Below are 21,844 nucleotides of genomic sequence, written 5' to 3'. Positions count from 1 at the left end.
ATGTCGCAACAAACTCCTCCTAAAGTGGGCTTTTTTGGAGCCTTATCAGAATTTCGAAAATGGGCAGTTTTAATTCTAATAGGATTAGTTTTGTCTTTTGGATATAAATTTTTTACTACCAAAAGCGAAACGTCTTCGATAGAATATGATACTAATTTAATACAACAACAAATTAAAAATGTTGGAAAACTAGTTGTAACTGAAGGCCATTTTGCCGAAGTTCTAACTTATAAAGACAGAAAAGAAACTTATATTCCGGGTTTGAGTTTTGATAAAAAAGCTTTAGTCGTCATCAATGCTGATGTAACTGTAGGTTTTGATTTAAGCAAAGTAAAATATGATATTGATGCAAAAAATAAAACAGTAACCATCACAAACATTCCTGAAGAAGAAATAAAAATTAGTCCTGATATAAAATATTATGATACTGAATCTTCAACTTTCAATGAATTTACAGGAGATGATTATAATAAAATCAATAAATTGGCTAGAGAGAATTTAAAAAAGAAAATAGATAAATCTACTTTAAAATCAAATGCTAAAAATAGATTAATTAGCGAATTATCTAAGATTTTAATTCTAACAAGTTCTATGGGTTGGACTTTAAAATATGATGGTGAGGTGGTTAATAATAATCAAGAGTTTCAATATAAAATAAAAGGGTAAAAGCAACTCTGAATTTCAAGTTCACTTTTACAAAAACCAATTACTATTTAATCAATAAACTATAATTTATTTTCCAAGCTTTGCCATCCACCACCATTCATAACATCAATACCGCTGTTTTTCAAAATCGATGCAGCTTGTGCACTTCGCATACCACTTCTGCAACATACAATTACAGGTTTTTCTAATCTTTTAATTTCATTAACCTTAGAAAAAATGTTGTCTAACGGAATGTTTTTAGAGTTCTTAATATGACCTTCTCTAAACTCACTAACTGTTCTTACATCAATAATAACGGCTCCTTTGTCCATATATTCTTTTACACTTTCCGATTTTCCGCCAAAACCTAACATACTTAATAATCCCATGTTTTATATTTTTAATTTGTTTTCTATTTCAGATTTCTACAGCAAAATTAATGGTATACATCCTATAAATTTGTAACAAAAGTTACCCAACTAAAAATATTCTATATATTTGACACCAATGAAGATTACCGACCGAAAAGCCGAAATCATAAATGTAGCCGCAAAACTTTTCAAAGAAAAAGGATACAGCGCTGTGACCATGCGTGATATAGCTCAAGCTATGGATATCAAAGCAGCAAGTTTATATAATCACATTAAATCCAAGCAAGAAATTTTAGTTTTAATCATCATCGAAATTGCAGAAGAATTTACTTCTGTAATCGATGAAATCCTTGCTTCAAGCGATTCAACTATCCAAAAAATCGAACGAGTTATCCAACTTCACATCGATATTACACTCAGAAATTCAGATGCGTTAGCCTGCCTAAACAACGATTGGATGCACTTAACCGATGATGATTTAATTTATTTCATCAAAATGCGAAACGACTATGAAGAAAGTTTTCGACAAATAATCAAAACCGGAATAGCCAACGGCGAAATAAAAAACTTAAACATCGAAGTAATCATCTTCTCAACACTGTCAACATTAAGAACACTTTACCTTTGGTACGGAAAGAAAAAAACAATAAAACCCGAAGTTTTAAAAGCAAATATGATTCAAGTCCTGCTAAACGGAATTGTATAAAACGACAAGAAAACTTTGCGTCTCTGCGACTTTGCGAGAAATAGAAAAAGTACTTAAAACAAAAAATTATAACGTTTTCGTAACATATTAAAATTTTCACTAAATTTGCATAACAAACTAACAAGTGTTAGTTAAAAATTACTCAGGGGTTATGTCAAAATTTCACAGCATAAAAATTGCCGATATTTACAAGGAAACCAAAGATTGTTCCGTGCTTTCTTTTGAGATTCCACAAGAATTAAAGCAAGAATTTCAATACAAACCAGGACAACATCTCACGCTAAAAGCTGTAATTGACGGTGAAGATGTTCGTCGTTCTTATTCGTTATGTTCCTCTCCAATCGAAAATAAATGGAAAGTAGCCGTTAAAAAAATCAATGGCGGATTGTTTTCAACTTACGTAAACGAAACGCTAAAAAGTGGTGATATCCTAGAAATAATGCCACCAAGCGGAAAGTTCAATGTAGAAATTGATACCCAAAAAGCCAAAAATTATATAGCATTCGCAGCAGGAAGCGGCATCACGCCAATTCTGTCAATTATAAAAACACATTTAAAATCAGAGCCAAACAGCACATTTAAATTATTTTATTTAAATCGTTCCGTAAAATCCATTATCTTTAAAGAAGAAATTGAACAACTTAAAAACGTGTATTTCAATCGTTTCGAAATTTTTCATTTCCTAACCAAAGAACATCGAGCATCCGAATTATTTAATGGAAGATTTACCAAAGAAAAAATTCAGGTTTTAACCGAAAAAATAATCGACATTCCAGCAACTGACGATTGTTTCATTTGCGGACCAGAAGATATGATTTTTCTATTGCGCGACGAATTAACAGCTGCAGGATTGAATCAAGATAAAATACATTATGAGTTGTTCACTTCCGGAATTTCCGAAGAAGACAAAAAGCGTATTCAAAGAATAGTAGAAAATAAAGTAAACGGAACCGATATCACCATCATCGACGGTGGAAAAGAATTCCATTTCGTAATGGACGAAGCCTACGATAACATTCTCGATGGCGCATTAGCAGCCGGAGCCGATTTACCATTTGCTTGCAAAGGCGGTGTATGCAGCACGTGCAAATGCAAAGTTTTAGAAGGCGAAGTCGAAATGAAAGTCAACTACGCTTTAGACGCACACGAAGTCGCAAAAGGATTGGTTTTGAGCTGTCAAGCCGTTCCAACAACCGACAAAGTTGTAGTTGATTTTGGCGTGTAATGTCAGGCTGAGCTAGGTTTATATTGAGCTTGTCGAAATATCGAAGTCAGAAGCGAATGGCTAGTGAGTTTTTGCAATCCATTTTCCTGCTTTCCGCAGTATCTTTTTTGTCACGCCGAGCGCAGTCGAGGTGCTTTTATAACAAAAAAGGATACTTGCTCCAATCAGGGCTAGAAAGTAAACGAATTGAATAAAAATAAAATATAAAACAACACTATCTTAATGAACCTTAATAACTTAATGGTTTAAAAGAAAAAATATAATTTGCGAATTTGTGGTAAAAAAGGTCTTTGCGACTCCGCGACTTTGCGAGAAATAAAAAAATCTTAATGAACCTTAATAACTTAATGGTTTAAAAAGAAAAAATATAATTTGCGAATTTGCGGTATAAAGAGGTCTTTGCGACTCCGCGACTTTGCGAGAAATAAAAATAACTTAATGAACCTTAATAACTTAATGGTTCAAAAGAAAAAAAATAATAATCGTTCAAAGTTACTGCAAAGTAAAATATTACGGCGACTGAACACTGAACACTAATTCAAAAAAGTATGTCAGAAAAAGAAGTAAAAAATTTAGAAGCAATTTTCGATGCACGAATTGCAAGAGACGAAAAAATCGAGCCCAAAGATTGGATGCCCGAAAAATACCGTCAAACACACATTCGTCAAATTTCACAACACGCACATTCCGAAATTGTAGGAATGCTACCCGAAGGAAATTGGATAACACGTGCACCATCGTTAAAACGAAAAGTAGCGCTTTTGGCTAAAATACAAGACGAAGCCGGGCATGGATTATACCTGTATTCTGCTTGTGAAACTTTAGGTGTATCACGCGAAGAATTATACGAACAATTGCATTCTGGAAAAGCAAAATATTCTAGTATTTTCAATTATCCAACACTAACTTGGGCCGATATGGGTGCCATTGGTTGGCTAGTTGATGGTGCTGCTATCATAAATCAAGTGCCTTTATGTTCCACATCTTTTGGACCTTACGCAAGAGCAATGGTTCGTGTATGTAAAGAAGAAAGTTTTCACCAACGTCAAGGTTTTCAAATTATGATGACATTGGCAGAAGGAACTCCAGAGCAAAAAGAAATGGCACAAGATGCATTAAACCGTTGGTGGTGGCCATCATTAATGATGTTAGGACCATTAGACGCCGAATCAGTTCACACTGAACAATCGATGAAATGGAAACTAAAACGCAAAAGCAACGACGATTTGCGTCAACAATTTGTAGACCAAACTGTTCCTCAAGCGAAAATGATTGGCTTAACCATTCCAGATCCAGATTTAAAATGGAACGAAGAAAAACAATCTTATGATTTTGGTGAAATGAATTGGGATGAATTTTGGCAAGTAGTAAAAGGCCACGGACCATGTAACAAAGAACGTATCTCTTCAAGAGTAAACGCTTGGGAAAAAGGAAAATGGGTTCGCGACGCTGCAATGGCTTACGCTGAAAAACAAGCAAACAAAGAAGTAAAACAAGCAATATAATTCAGTTGTCAGTTATCTGTTATCAGTTTTAACTGAAAACCGACAACCGACAACCGACAACTTTCAACACTATGAAAAACTGGCCACTTTGGGAAGTATTTATAAGAAGTAAAAACGGATTAGAACACCGCCATTGCGGAAGTTTACACGCAAGCGATGCAACAATGGCATTAGAAAACGCACGCGATGTTTACACACGACGTATGGAAGGTGTAAGTATTTGGGTTGTTCCATCAGCACAAATCACAGCTTCAAATCCAGACGACAGCGCTGAACTTTTCGATCCTGCAAAAGACAAAGCCTACCGTCATCCAACTTTTTACGAATTGCCAGATGAATTAAAACACATGTAGAATTTGAAATAAGTTTTAATTAAAAGACCTTAACTGTCTTATAAAGTTTAAACTTAATTTTTCTTAATTTCTTAAGGGTTTAAAAAACAAAAAATGAACAACAATTTAATTCAATACATATACGGAATTGCAGATAATTCTCTAATTCTAGGACAACGTCTCGGTGAACTTTGCGGTCACGGTCCAAGTCTAGAAACCGATATTGCAATGACCAATATTTCACTAGATTTATTCGGTCAAGTACGAAGCTATTATCAATACGCAGCCCAATTAATTGGAGGTGATGCCACAGAAGATACAATCGCTTTCTTGAGAAAAGAAAGAGACTATAAAAACGTTCTGTTGGTTGAACAACCCAATCAAGATTTTGCCAATTCCATTGCAAGACAATTTCTATTCGATGTCTATCATTTATTAGTGTTAGAAGAATTACAAAACAGTAATGATGTGACATTATCTGCGATAGCCAAAAAAAGCATTAAAGAAGTTTCCTATCACACAAGATTTTCTTCCGATTGGATTAGAAGATTAGGCGACGGAACCGAAGAAAGTCATAACAGAATCCAATCCGCAATCAACGATTTGTGGATTTTCACTGACGAATTATTTCATCAAACCGATGCAGATAAAGCAATGGTAACTGAAGGAATAGGAGTAGATGTAACACTTTTAAAAACAAATTATTTTAAAAAAATAAACGAAATTTTAGAAGAAGCAACATTGCAAATTCCAACAATAGAATACTTTCAAAAAGGAGGAAAACAAGGAATTCACAGCGAACATATGGGATATCTTTTAGCACAAATGCAATACATGCAATTAGCTTATCCGAATATGAATTGGTAGAAAATGATTTGTCATTCTGAACTTGTTTCAGAATCTCATAAAAACAAAAATGACAGAAACAACAGAACATATCGACCAAAAACTATTCGAAATTCTCGAAACAGTATCTGATCCGGAAATTCCAGTTTTATCGATTATGGAAATGGGAGTAGTGCGTTCTGCCAAAATAATAGATGGAATTGTAGAAGTTCAAATCACACCAACCTACAGCGGTTGCCCAGCGATGGATGTAATTGGAGATGATATAAAATTGGCATTCAAACAAAAAGGCTACGAAGCCAAAGTAGAACTAATCCTTTCGCCAGCATGGACAACCGATTGGATTACTCCAAAGGGCAGAGCAGCATTAGAAAAATACGGAATTGCTTCACCATTATCAGAATCAGCTGATAAAGAAGCGCTTCTAGGTAATAAAAAATTAGTAAAATGTCCGCAATGCGGTTCATTGAACACAAAATTAGTAAGTCAATTTGGTTCCACAGCATGCAAAGCATTTTTCCAATGCGAAGATTGCCTAGAACCATTCGACTACTTTAAATGTTTAAAATAAATTCCCATGAAAATGGGAATCTTTTGAAATCAAACCCTTAATGAAGCTTAATTTCTTAATGGTTTAAAAAATAAAATAAGGTATGAGCAATTCAATAGAACTAAAAATTGAAAACAATGTCGCGTGGATTTCACTCAACAGACCCGAAGTTTTCAATAGTTTCAATCGAGAAATGGCGTTTTTGTTACAAGAAACTTTAGATAATTGTGAAAACGATACAAATGTACGCGCAATAGTAATCACCGGAAACGGAAAAGCATTTTGCGCCGGACAAGACCTAAAAGAAGTAACCGATCCAGAATTAAATCCAGGTTTCAGAAAAATATTGGAAGAACACTATAATCCAATCATCCAAAAAATCCGAAACATAGAAAAGCCAATTATAGGAGCTGTAAACGGAGTTGCTGCTGGAGCAGGTGCAAACATTGCTTTAGCTTGCGATATTGTCGTAGCAACCGATCACGCAAGTTTTATTCAAGCTTTCAGCAAAATCGGTTTAATTCCAGACAGCGCAGGAACTTTCTTCTTGCCAAGATTAATTGGTTTCCAAAAAGCAACAGCTTTAATGATGTTAGGCGACAAAGTATCTGCTGAAGAAGCATTAAATATGGGTATGATTTATAAAATTTATCCAAGTTCATTTTTTGAAGAAGAAGTAATGACTTTAGCAACCACTTTAGCTCAAATGCCAACAAAAGCTATTGGTTTAACCAAAAGATTATTAAATCAATCGGTGACAAATAATCTAGAACAACAACTAGCTTTAGAATCAGATTTACAAATCGAAGCCAGTTCGTCCAACGATTACAAAGAAGGCGTAACCGCTTTCGTAGAAAAAAGAAAACCAGAATTCAAAGGAAATTAAAGTTCCGTAGGAACAATATATAGGTAGCATGAAAATCGCAATAATAGGTTCAGGAACAATGGGAAGTGGCATCGCGCAAGTTGCCGCAACAGCAGGTTGTGAAGTAAAAATTTACGACACCAATCTCGATGCGCTTGCCAAAAGCAAATCTAATCTCGAAAATACGCTATCTAAATTAGTCGAAAAAGCAAAAATAGACGAGCACGAAAAATCCCGAATCGAAAACAACATTTCCTACGCACACACATTAGGAGAATTATCGCATTCTGATTTAGTCATCGAAGCTATAATTGAAAATATGGAAATCAAGCGAAAATTATTTTCAGAATTAGAAAATTACGTCTCGCCCGAAACCATTTTAGCATCCAATACGTCTTCTTTATCAATAGCTTCCATTGCTGCTTCTTGCCAAAAACCAGAACGCGTCATTGGAATTCACTTTTTTAATCCAGCACCATTAATGCAATTGGTTGAGGTAATACCAGCGGTTCAAACCAGCGAAGAAGTACTCCAAAAATCTGTGCAAATTATCTCCGATTGGAAAAAAGTAGTTGCCGTTGCAAAAGACACACCAGGCTTCATTGTAAACCGTGTAGCAAGACCATTTTACAGTGAAAGTTTGCGAATTTACGATGAAGGTGTAGCCGATTTTGCAACAATCGATTGGGCTTTAAAAATCATCGGAAATTTCAAAATGGGACCTTTTGAACTTATGGATATGATAGGTCACGATGTAAATTATATAGTAACAGAAACAGTATTCACAGCGTTCTATTTCGATCCAAAATTCAAACCATCATTCACACAAAAAAGATTGTTGGAAGCCGGATTTTTAGGAAGAAAATCAGGACGAGGTTTTTACAATTACAATCAAGAATTACCAGCACCAACAGAAGATACTGTTTTAGCAAAAACCATTTTCGAAAGAGTAATCGTAATGCTAATCAACGAAGCAGCCGACACATTATTTTTAAACATCGCATCAGCCAAAGACATCGACAACGCTATGACCAAAGGAGTAAATTACCCAAAAGGATTACTAGCTTGGGCAGACGAACTCGGAATCAATTGGTGCGTAGAAAAATTAGACGAATTATACAACGAATACCACGAAGATAGATACCGTTGCAGTCCAATTTTAAGAAGAATGAATAGAGAAAACAAATCTTTTTACTAAATAAACTTAGAGAACCTTGCGTAATATCTTGCGATCTTTGCGGTTAAAATAAACAAATGGAAGGAACCAAAATACCATACAAAATGTTGTCTCAAGATGCCTACAGTCAATGGCTCGGCATCGAAATTCTCGAATGTGAAATCGGTCGATGCAAAGTAGCTATGACGATTCGCAAAGAAATGCTCAACAGTATGTACAAAGCCCACGGTGGAATCACCTATTCGTTAGCCGACACCGCTTTCGGATTCGCAGCCAACACGCACGGTAAATTTTCGGTTTCCATCGAAACCTCAATAAATCACATCGAAGCCGTGAGCGAAGGCGATTATTTAACCGCCGAATCAGTAATAGAAAAAGTAAATAACAAGTTAGGATTCAATATAATAGAAGTAAAACGAGGTGATGAATTAGTGGCGCTTTTTAAAGGTGTAGTCTATCGCACCCAAAAAGATTGGGAAGAATAATTAACAATTAACAATTGATAATTGACAATTGAAGTTTTTGGGTTTATAATTATCCATTATTAATTATCAATTATCCATTAATAAAAAAATGGAAGCATACATCATAGACGGAGTAAGAACTCCAATAGGAAGTTACCAAGGAACATTATCATCGGTTCGCCCAGATGATTTAGGAGCTTTGGTCATCAAATCCGTAGTAGAAAAAAATCCAAACATTCAAATCGATGCTTACGACGACGTAATCATGGGTTGTGCCAATCAAGCTGGTGAAGACAATCGTAATGTGGCTAGAATGTCACTTTTATTAGCAGGATTGCCTTATTCAGTTCCAGGCGAAACGGTAAACCGTCTTTGCAGTTCAGGATTATCAGCTATAATCCACGCCAATAGAGCCATAAAAGCAGGCGACGGACACATCTTTATAGCAGGCGGAATCGAAAACATGACACGCGGACCACTAGTAGTTTCCAAACCATCATCAGCTTATGGAACCGATTCTAAAATGTACGACACCAGTTTCGGATGGAGATTCATAAATCCAAAACTACACGCGATGTACGGCGCAGATGCGATGGGTGAAACTGCCGAAAATCTTGTAGAAAAATATAATATTACTCGTGAAGATCAAGATGCGTTTGCTTTACATAGTCAACTGAAAGCAACTGCAGCGCAAACTTCAGGAAGATTAGCCAAAGAAATAGTTACGGTTGAAATTCCACAACGAAAAGGCGATGCGATTCAATTTTCCAAAGACGAATTCATCAAACCAACCACATCAATGGAAGGTTTAGCCAAATTACGTCCAGCATTCAAAAAAGACGGAAGCGTAACTGCAGGAAATGCATCAGGATTAAATGACGGCGCTTGTGCAACAATAATTGCATCAGAAGAAGCTGTTAAAAAATATAACCTAAAACCATTGGCTAGAATTGTAAGTTCATCGGTGGTTGGAGTAGAGCCAAGAATCATGGGAATTGGCCCAGTAGAAGCTACCAAAAAAGCATTAGAAAAAGCAGGTTTAACCTTAGATCAAATCGACATTATAGAATTAAACGAAGCATTTGCAGCACAAAGTATAGCGTGCATCCGCGAATTAGGACTAAAAGACAACGATTCAAGAATAAATCCGAATGGTGGAGCCATCGCAATTGGTCATCCACTAGGAGTAACCGGAGCAAGAATCGCCTATTCAGCAGCATTAGAATTACAACTAACAGGAAAACGATATGCATTAATCACAATGTGTATCGGTGTTGGTCAAGGCTATGCCGCAATCATAGAAAGAGTTTAATTGAAAGTGTAAAAGATACAAAAGACAATTACAAACTAGCCCTGATTGGAGCAATCCACCGTGTGGTGCGGAAAGCAGGAACATGGATTACAAATAAAGACCAAGCCATTCGCTTCAAAAAAGTTTTGGCTGGATAATATAAAAACTTAGCGAGCTTTGCGTATATCATTGCGCTCTTCGCGGTTAAAAGAAAAAGTATGAACAAAACACAACATTACGTACAAGGAAAATGGACGTCAGCAACCGGAGAAGGAAAACCTTCTTACGATGCTGTAACAGGTGAATTCATCGCAGAAACTTCTGTGGAAGGATTGGATATTCCTGCCATTTTGCATTATGGAAGAACAAAAGGCGGCGATAAACTTCGCAAAATGACCTTCCAAGAGCGTGGCAATATGATTAAAAGTTTGGCGATGTATTTAACCAAACGCAAAGAAGCTTTTTACGAAATCAGTTATAGAACAGGTGCCACTCGCGTAGATTCGTGGATAGACATAGAAGGTGGTTTCGGAAACTTATATGCTAATGCGTCCTTACGAAAATTATTCCCAAACCAATCCTATCATGTAGAAGGAGATTCAATCGATTTGTCAAAAGGTGGACGATTTATGGCGCATCATATTTTGGTTCCTAAAAAAGGAGTAGCGATTCACATCAACGCTTTCAATTTCCCAATTTGGGGAATGTTAGAAAAATGTGCTTGTAATTGGATGGCGGGAATGCCAGCTGTTGTTTTGCCAGCTCCTGTTACAGCCTATTTAACCGAAGCTGTTGTTCGTGAAATTATCGCATCCAATATATTGCCAGAAGGTGCATTACAATTAATTTCGGGAACAGCTAGAAACATTTTTGATACCGTTGAAAGTCAGGATGTGATTACGTTTACAGGTTCGGCAGCCACAGGACGATTGTTGAAATCACATCCAAGGTTAATTCAAGAATCAGTTCCATTTACCATGGAAGCCGATAGTTTGAATGCATCCATTTTAGGAGAAGACGCGGTTCCAGGAACACCAGAATTTGATTTATTCATCAATCAGGCGCGTAGTGAAATTACGGTAAAAGCCGGACAAAAATGTACCGCAATTCGTAGAATGATTGTTCCTGAAAAACTCATGGATGACGTTCAAACTGCTCTCTCAAAATCATTAGACAAAGTTGCCATCGGTGACCCAAGATTAAAAGAAGTCCGAATGGGTGCCTTGGTAAGTAAAGACCAAGTCGAAGTTCTAAAAGGAAGAGTTCAAGAATTATCAAAATCTGCCAAAATAGTTTACGGCGACTTAGAAAAAACCAACATAATCGGAGCCGATGAAAAAGGGGCTTTTGTAAGTCCAATTTTACTTCGCGAAGACAATCCATTCACCAATTTAGCCATTCACGAAACGGAAGCTTTTGGTCCGGTTTCAACGATTATGCCTTATAAAAATCTTGATGAAGCTATTGAATTAGCTCAAATGGGTAAAGGTTCATTGGTGTCGTCAATAGTTACAAATTCAGACGAAATTGCTAAAGAATACGTAGTAAACGCAGCATCACATCACGGTAGAATTTTAGTACTAAATCGTGAAAATGCCAAACAAAGTACAGGTCACGGTTCGCCATTGCCATTGTTGGTGCATGGTGGTCCAGGACGTGCTGGTGGTGGAGAAGAAATGGGTGGTGTTCGAGGAATAAAACACTACATGCAACGTTGCGCCATTCAAGGTTCGCCAACAACTTTAACCGAAATCACAGGAATTTATCAAGCTAATTCTGCTTACAAAGAAATCACGCAACATCCGTTTCAATACCATTGGGAAGACATCCAACCCGGAATGTCATTGCGAACTCACAACAGAACAGTTACCGATACCGATATTATTAATTTTGCTAATATCACTTGGGATCATTTTTACGCACATACCGATATTACTTCGCTTGACGGAAGTATTTTTAAGAAAAGAACTGCTCACGGTTACTTCATTTTAGCCGCTGCTGCAGGTTTGTTCGTGTACCCAAATAAAGGTCCGGTTGCCGCTAATTACGGATTGGAAGAATGTCGTTTCTTGCGTCCAATTTACCATAACGATACCGTTTATGTGCGTTTAACGTGCAAGCAAAAAGTCGATAGAGATGTAGCTTCAGCAGAACATCCAAGCGGAATAGTAAAATGGTTTGTTGAGGTTTTTGATACAGAAAACGAATTGGTTGCAGTTGCCACAATTCTAACAATGGTGCAGAAAAAACAAGAAGTTTTTGTTGAAATGACGGATGAAAAAATAGCCGAATGTTTGAATAAACTTACGGAAAATACAAAACCAAGTTGGGGAATTCTAACGCCGCAACATTTGTTAGAACATTTGGAACAAGGCTACCGAATCATGTCGGGTGAAATTCAGGATTTCGAAATCGCAACACCAGAAAAGATTTTGGATAAAGTCCATAATTCGTTATATAATTACGATAAATTTCCAATGGGAACCAAGTTTCCAACGATGAAAAAAGACCAATTGGAAGACTTAATTCATTCTGATTTTGAGACAGCCAAAGCCAAATTTTTTGAAGCTAGAGAACAATATAAAACCTTTTTCAAAGAAAATCCAGAAGCGGTTTTAAAGAATATGGTTTTTGGAGAAATGAATAAATACGCTTCTTATCTGTTAGAAAGAAAGCATTTGAACCATCATTTTGAACAATTTAATATTTTGTAAAATAATAATTTGGAGCTAATCCTGCTATCCGCTGTATCTTTTTCTTTTTAAAGAAAAAAGAAAAAGGATGCCGCTACTATCAGGGCTAGGAATAAGTAGTAACGAAGAAAAAAAATATTTAAAATAACAAAAGCTTTGCACCTTAGCGTCTTTGCGAGAAACAAACACAGCAAACCTTGCGAAAACCTCGCGACTTTGCGGTTAAATAAAAATATGGAAGCATACGTAAAACAAAACATACAAAACAACATCGCCACTATCGAGTTTTTTCATCCAGAGCAAAACTCCTTACCGGGCAATATTCTAGCACAATTAGCCAACACAATTACAGAAGTTGGAAATAATAATGAGGTAAAAGTAATCATCTTAAAAAGTGGTGGCGATAGAACTTTTTGTGCCGGAGCAAGTTTTCAAGAACTAATTTCCATCAACGATGCCGATACCGGAAAAGTATTTTTCTCAGGATTTGCCAACGTAATCAACGCCATGAGAAAATGCCCGAAATTCATCATCGGAAGAATTCAAGGAAAAACCGTTGGTGGCGGAGTAGGCATAGCAGCATCAACCGATTATTGTATGGCAACAAAATTCGCTGCCATAAAATTATCCGAATTAAATGTGGGAATCGGACCATTCGTAGTTTCGCCAGCCATCGAAAGAAAAATGGGAGTTTCAGCCATGTCACAAATTGCAATTGACGCTAATACATTTTATGATGCTAATTGGGCAAAAGAAAAAGGATTGTTTGCTAATGTGTATGAATCCATTGAAGAAATGGACGAAGCCGTTCAAAAATTCGCCGAACATTTGTGCACCTACAATCCAGAAGCAATGCTCGAAATGAAAAAGGTATTTTGGAGAGGAACAGAAGATTGGGACAATTTATTAGCCGAAAGAGCCGCTATTAGCGGAAGATTAGTGTTGTCTGATTTTACAAAAGAAACGTTGAATAAGTTTAAGTAAGAAGATAGAGGCAAGGAGCAAGAGACAAGAAAAATTTCTTAGAAGGATGTCTTTCATCTTGCAGCGAAGCGGTCTTTCATCTATAATCTAAAAATATGGTATACGAATTCAAAGGGTTCATCCCAGTAATACACGAAAGTAGTTTTATCCATCCGCAAGCTGCGGTAACGGGTAACGTGATTATTGGAAAAAATGTTTACGTTGGACCAGGCGCAGCTATTCGTGGTGATTGGGGCGAAATCATTATTGAAGATGGCTGTAACGTTCAAGAAAACTGTACGATTCATATGTTTCCAGGAAAGTCAATGGTATTGAAAGCTGGAGCGCACATAGGTCACGGAGCGATTATTCACGGAGCAAATATCGGAAAAAATTGTTTGGTCGGAATGAACGCTGTAATTATGGATGACGTGAATGTTGGAGATGAATGTATCATTGGCGCATTAAGTTTCGTAAAAGCCGGAATGCAAATTCCAAATCGTAAAATGGTAGTTGGAAATCCAGCTGCAATAATAAAAGACGTTTCCGATGAAATGATTGATTGGAAAACCAAAGGAACAGCTTTATATCAACAGTTGCCAAAAGAGTGTTACGAAACCTTAAAAGCAGTTGAACCGTTACGAGAAATTCCAGCAAATCGACCAACACAAGAAGCATTTTATAAAACATTAGAAGAATTTAAAAAATCGTAGAGACAACACATTGCGTTGTCTGTACAACAAAATATAAAAATGGCAATAACAGAATTCAAAATGCCCAAAATGGGTGAAAGTATTTCCGAAGCTACCATAATCAGTTGGTTGAAAAACGTAGGTGATTTTGTGGAAGCCGAAGAAACCATTCTAGAAGTGGCTACCGATAAAGTCGATAGTGATGTGCCTGCGCCAGTTTCTGGAGTAATCACGGAAATTCGTTTTCAGAAAGATGATGTGGTTGAAGTGGGAACTGTTTTGGCGTTGATTGATGCTGATGGAAAAACAGAAGCAAGAAACAAGAAGCAAGATGTTGCTGTTGAGAAAAATGAAGTTATATTAACTTCACAAAATCAACAATTGCCGACTGACAACCGAAAACTGACAACCAATCCAAATGCTTTCATATCACCATTAATCATCTCAATTGTACAAAAAGAGAATCTTTCAATTGAGGAATTACAAACCATTCCTGGTTCAGGAACCGATGGACGTTTGCAAAAAAGCGATGTTTTTAATTATCTAAAGAACCGTAAATATCCTATTCAGTCAAAACCGATATCTGACAATCGACAACCTGCAACTTCATCTTATCCTAAACCAAAAATCAATTTCGTAGAAGGAAAAGACCGAATTGTAGAAATGGACAGAATGCGCAAAATGATTGCCGATCATATGGTATATTCTAAGCAAACTTCGCCTCACGTAACTTCTTATATTGAAGTCGATGTGACAAATTTGGTGAGTTGGAGAAACGAAAACAAAGATAAATTTCAGGAAAAGCACAATGAAAAATTGACGTTTACACCAGTATTCGTTCAAGCTGTAGCAAAAGCTGTAGCCGATTTTCCAATGATTAATGTTTCGGTAGATGAGAAAAATATTATCGTTCACAATGATATTAATATCGGAATGGCAACCGCATTACCATCAGGAAATTTAATAGTTCCTGTAGTGAAAAATGCCAATGAAAAAGATTTAGTCGCTTTAGCAAAAGATGTAAATAATTTGGCAGAAGCTTCAAGAAATAACAAGTTAAAACCTGAACAAATTCAAGGAAGTACTTTCACCATTTCCAACGTAGGAACTTTTGGAAGTTTGATGGGAACACCAATCATAAACCAACCTGAAGTTGCGATTTTAGCTTTAGGAATTATCAAAAAACGTCCCGAAGTTATCACAACTGAAAAAGGTGACGAAATCGCCATCAGAAGTATGATGTATCTTTCTTTATCGTTCGACCATAGAGTAGTGGACGGATTTTTAGGAGGTTCATTCTTAAGAAAAGTAGGCGATTATTTAGAACAATTTGACACAAACACAACAATATAACATTATGGAAACAGTAATGACACAAGCAATAAAAATAACTAAAGTTTCACAATCAAGAGTTTCAGAAGTAAATCTTGAAAACATTACCATGGGAACCAATTTTACTGATCATATGTTTATTTGTGATTATGAAAATGGAGAATGGAGCAATCCAAGAATTGAACCATTAGCTTTAATTCCAACGCATCCAGCAGCGATGGCTTTACATTACGGACAAGCCATTTTTGAAGGAATGAAAGCAACTTTAGGGAAAGACGGAACACCATTATTATTTCGTCCTGATGAAAACGCAAAACGAATGAATTTTAGTGCTGACCGAATGGGAATGCCTTCATTTCCAGAAGATTTATTTGTAGAAGCATTAAAACAATTCACCGCTTTAGAGAAAAATTGGATTCCAACATCCACAGGAAGTGCTTTGTATTTGCGTCCGTTTATGTATGCTGATGAGGCTTTTATCGGAATGCGTGCAGCAACAAGTTTCAAATTCATCGTAATGGCATCGCCAGCGGGACCATTTTTCAGTAGAAAAATTAAATTGTACGCCGAGAAAAAATACGTTCGTGCCGTAAATGGTGGAACAGGAGAAGCCAAAGCCGCAGGAAATTATGCAGCAGCCATTCGTCCCACGGAATACGCCAAAGCAAAAGGTTTTGACCAAGTTTTATGGTTAGATGCCCAAGATTTTGAATACATTCAAGAAGTGGGAACAATGAATATCTTCTTCAAAATTGATGGGAAATTGATTACGCCGAGTCTAACAGGTTCTATTTTATCGGGAATTACCCGAATGAGCGTAATCGATTTATTAAGAAGTAAAGGTTTTGAAGTAACAGAAAGACCAATCAAAATGTCTGAAATTATCGAAGCATCTCAAAATGGAACTCTAGAAGAAGCATTCGGAACAGGAACAGCAGTTGGAATTGCAATGGTAGAAGAAATTGGTAATAACGATTTGTCTATTAAATTTCCAGCAGAAAATCCAGTTTCGGTAATGGTAAATGATACTTTGAATGCTATTAAAGTTCAAGATATCAAAGATGAATTTGGTTGGATTGTAGAAGCAAAATAATATTTAACCGCAAGGTTCGAAAAGAAGGCGCAACGAACGCAAAGTTTTTTACTTTTCAGATAAGCATTAAATAAATGAATTTAGATAAATCGATTCTTAAAAAAGCATTTTCAACAATGGCAACTGCCAAAGCCATGGCAACCTTGTATGAAGATAATTTCAAAATAGTTTCCAAATACGTGCACGCCACATCACGCGGACATGAAGCGATTCAAATTGCGATGGCGATGCAATTGTTACCACAAGATTATGCGTTTCCGTATTATCGTGATGACGCTATGATGCTCGGAATAGGAATGCAACCTTATGATTTGATGTTGCAATTGATGGCAAAAAAAGACGATCCGTTTTCGGGCGGACGAACGTATTATTGTCATCCGAGTTTGAAAGATGCTGATAAACCGAAAATTCCACATCAATCATCAGCAACAGGAATGCAAGCTATTCCAGCTACTGGTGCAGCAATGGGATTTTGGTACAAAGAAAATATTGGAATTCAAGATACTAATCAAGAGAAGCCATTAGTTGTATGTTCGCTTGGTGACGCATCAGTTACCGAAGGAGAAATTGCCGAAGCATTACAAATGGCAGCTTTGAAACAACTTCCTATTTTGTATTTGGTACAAGATAACGGTTGGGATATTTCTGCAAATGCGGCTGAAACTCGTGCGCAAAATGCGTTCGAATATGCCAAAGGTTTTCACGGAATTGAAGCCATTTCTATTGATGGAGCGAATTTTACAGAAAGTTATTTAGCGGTTCAAAAAGTAGTGAAAACCATTCGCGAAGAACGTCGTCCGTTTTTGGTTCATGCCAAAGTTCCGTTGTTAAATCATCATACTTCAGGAGTTAGAATGGAATGGTATCGTGACGATTTGGAAGAGGCGCAATCACGTGATCCTTATCCAGTTTTGATACAACAATTATTGGAAGCAGGATTTATCAAAGAAGAAATTCAAACTATAGAAAATACGGCTGTCGCAAAAGTTCAAGCTGATTTTGATAAAGCACAACTTGCAGAAGATCCAGCACCAGAAGATTTATTTACACACGATTTTGCTCCAACGACAATCATAGAAGAAGTTGGAGAACGAAATCCGGAGCGAGAAGATAAAGTCGTAATGGTGGATTGCGCTCTTTTTGCTGTGGAAGAATTAATGAAAAAGCACCAAGAATGTTTGTTGTACGGACAAGATGTTGGCGGACGATTGGGTGGCGTTTTTAGAGAAGCTGCAACATTGGCTCAAAAATTTGGAGACGAACGCGTTTTTAATACACCAATTCAAGAAGCTTTTATTGTGGGTTCAACGGTTGGAATGTCGGCAGTTGGTTTGAAACCGATTGTTGAGGTACAGTTTGCTGATTACATTTGGCCAGGATTGAACCAATTGTTTACCGAAGTGAGTCGCTCGTGTTATTTATCCAACGGAAAATGGCCAGTGAGTATGATTTTGAGAGTTCCAATTGGAGCTTATGGTAGTGGTGGACCTTATCATTCATCTTCTGTAGAAAGTGTTTTAACTAATATTCGCGGAATAAAAATTGCCTATCCAAGCAATGGTGCCGACTTAAAAGGACTTTTGAAAGCTGCGTATTACGACCCAAATCCTGTTGTGATTTTGGAACATAAAGGTTTGTACTGGAGCAAAGTAAAAGGAACCGATGCCGCAAGAGTAAATGAACCAAGCGATGATTACATTTTACCTTTCGGGAAAGCGAATATTGTTCAAGAAATTTGGGAACAAGAAACCGATGAAACAATAACCGTTATCACTTACGGAATGGGAGTTCATTGGGCATTGAACGCTTCCACAAACATGAAAAATCAAGTTGAGATTATCGATTTACGAACTCTTTATCCGCTTGATGAAGAAACTATCTTTAAATCGGTTAAAAAAGCTAAAAAATGCCTTGTAGTAACCGAAGAACCAACTAACAATTCTTTCGCAAGAAGTTTGGCTGGATTGATTCAGGAGAACTGTTTTAAATATCTAGATGCGCCAGTAATGGTAATCGGTTCGGAAAATATGCCAGCGATTCCGTTGAATAGCACGTTGGAGTTTACCATGATTCCGAATGTGGATAAAGTGAAAGCTAAGATGGAGGAACTTTTGAATTATTAGTTCCTTAGAAATTCTGCCTCTATTCAATACAAAACCAATTTAGCGCTGATTGGAGAGGCACGAAGTAGAACGGAAAGCAGGAAAACAGAAACCAAAAAAGTATAAACCATTGGCTCCTAATAATCATAAAAAACCTCCAATTAGGAGGTTTTCTTGTTTTATTTTTTTGCGCTTGGAGGATATTGCTCCAAAATTTTATCAACGAATTCTTTAATTCTTGCGTCTTTCTTTTCGGTGTCTTTAGTTAGATAACCTTTTCCTTCGCCTTGCCAAACTAATTCTTTAGTTTTTGCATCGATTAGGTCAATGAATAAAGTACCTTCTGGAGTTCTTGAAACATTAGTGTAACCCATTCCCATTCCCCACCAAGGATTCCAACCCCAACCAAATCCGTTGTTGTTGTAAATGTCAATACGTTCCGTTTCTTTGGTAAAAATACTGATTAGTAAATCGGGTGTTTCGCTTTTAGTAAAACCTTTCGCCGCTAATGCTTCATCAATGGAACGTAAAATGCGTTTTTTATCCAAATCGGAAATTTCTACTTTGTCTATTGCGTTTTTGGAATATGCATAGGTTTTGTAGCCTTCGAAATTGGCTTTTTTGTCGTAATCAGAATTTACTCTAACCGAACTGCACGAAGCAAGAACGAAGAGTAGGAGTAACGGTAAAAATTTTGTTGTTTTCATAGTATTTTATTTTTGTGTTTCAAGTTTAGGTTTCAGGTAAAAAAGCTTAACTTGAAACTTTAAACCTGAAACTATAATAAATTTTCGTCCACTATATTAGGGATGGTAACTTTCAATAAAGGTTGCGTCTCCATGGCTCTTTTTATTGCAAAAATCGCGCCTTCGTTTCTTGCCCAACTTCTTCTTGAAATTCCGTTGTTTACATCCCAGAAAAGCATTGATTCTAAACGTTTTGATGCTTCTTTAGTTCCATCAAGAACCATACCAAAACCACCATTAATTACTTCGCCCCAACCAACACCGCCACCATTGTGAATAGAAACCCAAGTGGCACCACGGAAACTGTCTCCAATAACGTTTTGGATAGCCATATCGGCAGTAAATCGTGAGCCATCATAGATGTTTGATGTTTCTCTGTATGGTGAATCGGTTCCGGAAACGTCGTGATGATCGCGTCCTAAAATTACGTATCCAATTTCGCCACGAGCAATGGCTTGATTGAAAGCTTCAGCAATTTTAATTCTTCCTTCTGCATCAGCATACAGAATTCTTGCTTGTGAGCCAACTACTAATTTATTTTCTTGAGCGCCTTTTATCCATTGGATATTATCAGCCATTTGCTGTTGGATTTCTTCTGGAGAATTTTTTATCATTTCTTCCAGAACATCACAAGCGATTTTGTCTGTTTTTGCTAAATCTTCTGGATTTCCTGAAGCACAAACCCATCGGAATGGTCCGAATCCGTAGTCGAAACACATTGGTCCCATTATGTCTTGAACGTAGCTATTGTATTTGAAATCGACATGGTTTTCTGCAAAAACATCGGCTCCAGCTCGAGAAGCTTCAAGTAAAAACGCATTTCCATAATCGAAAAAATAGGTTCCTTTTTCGGTATGTTTATTAATTGCTGTAGCATGACGACGCAATGTTTTTTGAACTTCTTCCTTGAATTTATCTGGGTTATTTGCCATTAAATCATTGGACTCTTCAAAAGTATATCCAATTGGATAATAACCTCCAGCCCAAGGATTGTGTAGTGAAGTTTGGTCAGAACCTAAATCGATATGTAGATTTTCTTGGTCGAAGCGTTCCCAAACATCTACAACATTTCCTAGATATGCAATGGAAACAATTTCGTTATTTACTAGAGCGTTTTTAACTCTTGGAACTAATTCATCAATATTTTCAATCACTTCATTAATCCAACCTTGCGAATGACGAATGTGAGTTATTTTCGGATTTACTTCGGCACAAACGGTTACGCAACCTGCAATATTTCCTGCTTTTGGTTGAGCGCCAGACATTCCGCCTAATCCAGAAGTAACGAATAATCCACCTTTTGGAGATTTTTTTATTTTTCTAAATCCGTTTAAAACGGTGATTGTAGTTCCGTGAACAATTCCTTGTGGACCAATATACATATAACTTCCTGCAGTCATTTGTCCGTATTGCGAAACGCCTAATGCATTCATTTTTTCCCAATCATCGGGTTTGGAATAATTAGGGATAACCATTCCGTTAGTGACCACAACTCTTGGAGCTTCTTTATGCGAAGGGAATAAACCCATTGGATGACCAGAATACATTGCCAAAGTTTGCTCTTCAGTCATTTCTGCCAAATATTTCATGGTCAATAAATATTGCGCCCAATTTTGAAAAACAGCTCCGTTTCCACCATAGGTAATAAGTTCATGTGGATGTTGTGCAACGGCGTAATCCAAATTATTTTGAATCATTAACATTATGGCTTTTGCTTGTTCGCATTTTCCAGGATATTCTGAAATTGGTCTTGCATAGATTTTATAATCTGGACGAAAACGGTACATGTAAATTCTTCCGTAGGTTTCTAATTCGGATTTGAATTCTGGAAGTAATTCAGCATGATGTTTTGCGTCAAAATAGCGTAAAGCATTTTTTAAAGCTAACTTTTTTTCCTCGTCAGAAAGAATTTCTTTTCGTTTTGGTGCGTGATTTATTTCGGCTTCGTATGGTTTTGAATTTGGCAAAACCGATGGAATTCCTTGTAGTATTTGTTCTTGAAAGGTCATTTTTTGATGTATGTATATTGTTGTATATTTTTTTAACTGAATAGTGCGACTGAATACTGATCACTTTTTTATTGTTCCTGTTTTTTTATCAAATCCGTAAGGACAATGTCGACACCCACTTTTGCAACAGTAACCTCGTTTTAAATGGTATTTTTCTGTAAAACAGCGATAGCCTTCAGGAGTTAAATAGTAATCTTCTCCTTCTTTTAAATTTTTCGGATTTAAATCTTCATTCAT

Annotated in this window: 21 protein-coding genes; 17 read left to right on the top strand and 4 right to left on the bottom strand. The window is 36.6% G+C overall.

The window, feature by feature from the left end; all coding sequences use genetic code 11:
- Nucleotides 1–666, top strand: coding sequence for a DUF4230 domain-containing protein (locus tag ABD771_RS02875; RefSeq protein WP_345090379.1), 666 nt, complete (start codon nt 1–3; stop codon nt 664–666).
- A gap of 59 nt (nt 667–725) precedes the next feature.
- Here ABD771_RS02875 and ABD771_RS02870 read toward each other — a convergent pair whose 3' ends face one another.
- Nucleotides 726–1,034 (bottom strand): rhodanese-like domain-containing protein, encoded by a 309-nt coding sequence (locus tag ABD771_RS02870; protein WP_345090375.1) that lies wholly within the window; start codon nt 1,032–1,034, stop codon nt 726–728.
- 118 nt (nt 1,035–1,152) lie between these two features.
- Here ABD771_RS02870 and ABD771_RS02865 point away from each other — a divergent pair, with 118 nt between their 5' ends.
- From ABD771_RS02865 to ABD771_RS02790, 16 genes are all read left to right on the top strand, one after another.
- Nucleotides 1,153–1,722 carry a TetR/AcrR family transcriptional regulator gene (locus ABD771_RS02865; RefSeq protein ID WP_345090372.1) on the top strand — a complete coding sequence of 190 codons (570 nt, stop codon included), beginning with the start codon at nt 1,153–1,155 and terminating at the stop codon, nt 1,720–1,722.
- 151 nt (nt 1,723–1,873) lie between these two features.
- Nucleotides 1,874–2,947, top strand: a complete 1,074-nt coding sequence (gene paaE, locus ABD771_RS02860) for a 1,2-phenylacetyl-CoA epoxidase subunit PaaE (RefSeq protein WP_345090370.1) — start codon at nt 1,874–1,876, stop codon at nt 2,945–2,947.
- Nucleotides 2,948–3,495: 548 nt separating this feature from the next.
- Complete coding sequence (paaA, locus tag ABD771_RS02855; RefSeq protein ID WP_345090366.1) at nt 3,496–4,452, top strand: 1,2-phenylacetyl-CoA epoxidase subunit PaaA; 957 nt, start codon at nt 3,496–3,498, stop codon at nt 4,450–4,452.
- A 71-nt stretch (nt 4,453–4,523) separates the two neighbouring features.
- Complete coding sequence (gene paaB, locus ABD771_RS02850; protein ID WP_298177646.1) at nt 4,524–4,805, top strand: 1,2-phenylacetyl-CoA epoxidase subunit PaaB; 282 nt, start codon at nt 4,524–4,526, stop codon at nt 4,803–4,805.
- Nucleotides 4,806–4,898: 93 nt separating this feature from the next.
- On the top strand, nt 4,899–5,651 hold the full coding sequence (gene paaC, locus ABD771_RS02845) for a 1,2-phenylacetyl-CoA epoxidase subunit PaaC (protein ID WP_345090364.1): 753 nt from the start codon (nt 4,899–4,901) through the stop codon (nt 5,649–5,651).
- A 49-nt stretch (nt 5,652–5,700) separates the two neighbouring features.
- Entirely contained in the window at nt 5,701–6,201 is a 501-nt protein-coding gene (paaD, locus tag ABD771_RS02840; protein ID WP_345090361.1) for a 1,2-phenylacetyl-CoA epoxidase subunit PaaD, read from the top strand.
- Between the two features lie 82 nt (nt 6,202–6,283).
- Nucleotides 6,284–7,066 carry an enoyl-CoA hydratase-related protein gene (locus ABD771_RS02835; RefSeq protein WP_345090358.1) on the top strand — a complete coding sequence of 261 codons (783 nt, stop codon included), beginning with the start codon at nt 6,284–6,286 and terminating at the stop codon, nt 7,064–7,066.
- Nucleotides 7,067–7,094: 28 nt separating this feature from the next.
- Entirely contained in the window at nt 7,095–8,243 is a 1,149-nt protein-coding gene (locus tag ABD771_RS02830) for a 3-hydroxyacyl-CoA dehydrogenase NAD-binding domain-containing protein (protein ID WP_345090355.1), read from the top strand.
- 56 nt (nt 8,244–8,299) lie between these two features.
- Nucleotides 8,300–8,707: a PaaI family thioesterase gene (locus ABD771_RS02825; protein ID WP_345090352.1), complete on the top strand. Its 408-nt coding sequence runs from the start codon at nt 8,300–8,302 to the stop codon at nt 8,705–8,707.
- An 88-nt stretch (nt 8,708–8,795) separates the two neighbouring features.
- Nucleotides 8,796–9,998 carry a 3-oxoadipyl-CoA thiolase gene (pcaF, locus tag ABD771_RS02820; RefSeq protein WP_345090349.1) on the top strand — a complete coding sequence of 401 codons (1,203 nt, stop codon included), beginning with the start codon at nt 8,796–8,798 and terminating at the stop codon, nt 9,996–9,998.
- Nucleotides 9,999–10,195: 197 nt separating this feature from the next.
- On the top strand, nt 10,196–12,691 hold the full coding sequence (gene paaZ, locus ABD771_RS02815) for a phenylacetic acid degradation bifunctional protein PaaZ (RefSeq protein WP_345090346.1): 2,496 nt from the start codon (nt 10,196–10,198) through the stop codon (nt 12,689–12,691).
- 213 nt (nt 12,692–12,904) lie between these two features.
- Nucleotides 12,905–13,654, top strand: coding sequence for an enoyl-CoA hydratase/isomerase family protein (locus tag ABD771_RS02810; RefSeq protein ID WP_345090343.1), 750 nt, complete (start codon nt 12,905–12,907; stop codon nt 13,652–13,654).
- Nucleotides 13,655–13,749: 95 nt separating this feature from the next.
- On the top strand, nt 13,750–14,346 hold the full coding sequence (locus ABD771_RS02805; RefSeq protein ID WP_345090340.1) for an acyltransferase: 597 nt from the start codon (nt 13,750–13,752) through the stop codon (nt 14,344–14,346).
- 39 nt (nt 14,347–14,385) lie between these two features.
- Entirely contained in the window at nt 14,386–15,678 is a 1,293-nt protein-coding gene (locus ABD771_RS02800) for a dihydrolipoamide acetyltransferase family protein (RefSeq protein ID WP_345090337.1), read from the top strand.
- Nucleotides 15,679–15,682: 4 nt separating this feature from the next.
- Nucleotides 15,683–16,750, top strand: a complete 1,068-nt coding sequence (locus ABD771_RS02795; protein WP_345090334.1) for a branched-chain amino acid aminotransferase — start codon at nt 15,683–15,685, stop codon at nt 16,748–16,750.
- A 74-nt stretch (nt 16,751–16,824) separates the two neighbouring features.
- The gene (locus ABD771_RS02790) at nt 16,825–18,873 is read left to right on the top strand and encodes an alpha-ketoacid dehydrogenase subunit alpha/beta (RefSeq protein WP_345090332.1); all 2,049 of its coding nucleotides are present in this window, start codon (nt 16,825–16,827) and stop codon (nt 18,871–18,873) included.
- 158 nt (nt 18,874–19,031) lie between these two features.
- On the opposite strand, the gene ABD771_RS02785 is transcribed toward ABD771_RS02790, so the two are convergent.
- The 3 genes from ABD771_RS02785 to ABD771_RS02775 all read right to left on the bottom strand — a co-directional run bounded on the left by ABD771_RS02785 (nt 19,032) and on the right by ABD771_RS02775 (nt 21,844).
- Nucleotides 19,032–19,559: a DUF4136 domain-containing protein gene (locus tag ABD771_RS02785; protein WP_345090329.1), complete on the bottom strand. Its 528-nt coding sequence runs from the start codon at nt 19,557–19,559 to the stop codon at nt 19,032–19,034.
- Nucleotides 19,560–19,630: 71 nt separating this feature from the next.
- Nucleotides 19,631–21,607 carry a urocanate hydratase gene (locus ABD771_RS02780; RefSeq protein ID WP_345090326.1) on the bottom strand — a complete coding sequence of 659 codons (1,977 nt, stop codon included), beginning with the start codon at nt 21,605–21,607 and terminating at the stop codon, nt 19,631–19,633.
- Between the two features lie 60 nt (nt 21,608–21,667).
- On the bottom strand, nt 21,668–21,844 hold the full coding sequence (locus ABD771_RS02775; RefSeq protein ID WP_344815243.1) for a C1orf53 family protein: 177 nt from the start codon (nt 21,842–21,844) through the stop codon (nt 21,668–21,670).

Source organism: Flavobacterium chungnamense (genome assembly GCF_039539165.1).
GTDB lineage: Bacteria > Bacteroidota > Bacteroidia > Flavobacteriales > Flavobacteriaceae > Flavobacterium > Flavobacterium chungnamense.
This window is presented reverse-complemented; position numbering and strand designations above follow the sequence as displayed.